The organism is Mucilaginibacter gossypiicola (genome assembly GCF_900110105.1).
GTDB lineage: Bacteria > Bacteroidota > Bacteroidia > Sphingobacteriales > Sphingobacteriaceae > Mucilaginibacter > Mucilaginibacter gossypiicola.
The window spans coordinates 1-1,349 of record NZ_FOCL01000028.1; the positions used below are offsets into that span (position 1 = coordinate 1).

Below are 1,349 nucleotides of genomic sequence, written 5' to 3' on the forward strand. Positions count from 1 at the left end.
AGAGAAACTGTATAAAGATATAATAATACAGATTCTATTAATTAATAATAGGGTCAGAGATTAAAACAAAACATTTTACAATGGAGAGTTTGATCCTGGCTCAGGATGAACGCTAGCGGCAGGCCTAATACATGCAAGTCGGACGGGATAGAAGAGCTTGCTTTTCTTGAGAGTGGCGCACGGGTGCGTAACACGTATGTAACCTACCTTAGTCAGGGGGATAGCCTCTCGAAAGAGAGATTAAGACCGCATAACATTATGATATGGCATCGTATTATAATCAAATATTTATAGGACTAAGATGGGCATGCGCAACATTAGCTAGTTGGTGTGGTAACGGCATACCAAGGCTACGATGTTTAGGGGATCTGAGAGGATGACCCCCCACACTGGTACTGAGACACGGACCAGACTCCTACGGGAGGCAGCAGTAAGGAATATTGGTCAATGGACGGAAGTCTGAACCAGCCATGCCGCGTGCAGGAAGACGGCCCTATGGGTTGTAAACTGCTTTTGCAGGGGAATAAACCTCATTACGTGTAATGAGTTGAATGTACCTTGAGAATAAGGATCGGCTAACTCCGTGCCAGCAGCCGCGGTAATACGGAGGATCCAAGCGTTATCCGGATTTATTGGGTTTAAAGGGTGCGTAGGCGGCTTTTTAAGTCAGGGGTGAAAGACGGTAGCTCAACTATCGCAGTGCCCTTGATACTGAAGAGCTTGAATGTACTTGAGGTAGGCGGAATGTGACAAGTAGCGGTGAAATGCATAGATATGTCACAGAACACCAATTGCGAAGGCAGCTTACTAAAGTATGATTGACGCTGAGGCACGAAAGCGTGGGGATCAAACAGGATTAGATACCCTGGTAGTCCACGCCCTAAACGATGAACACTCGATGTTGGCGATATACGGTCAGCGTCTAAGCGAAAGCGTTAAGTGTTCCACCTGGGGAGTACGCCCGCAAGGGTGAAACTCAAAGGAATTGACGGGGGCCCGCACAAGCGGAGGAGCATGTGGTTTAATTCGATGATACGCGAGGAACCTTACCCGGGCTTGAAAGTTAGTGAATAGAGCAGAGACGCTCTAGTTCTTCGGAACACGAAACTAGGTGCTGCATGGCTGTCGTCAGCTCGTGCCGTGAGGTGTTGGGTTAAGTCCCGCAACGAGCGCAACCCCTATGTTTAGTTGCCAGCATTTAAGGTGGGGACTCTAAACAGACTGCCTATGCAAATAGAGAGGAAGGAGGGGACGACGTCAAGTCATCATGGCCCTTACGTCCGGGGCTACACACGTGCTACAATGGATGATACAGAGGGCAGCTACCTGGCAACAGGATGCCAATCTCA

General features: G+C 48.4%; 1 rRNA gene. It reads left to right on the plus strand.

Going from position 1 to position 1,349, the window contains the following annotated elements:
* Positions 1-77: 77 nt before the first annotated feature.
* Positions 78-1,349 (plus strand): 16S ribosomal RNA (locus BMX50_RS34145); the annotation flags it as partial.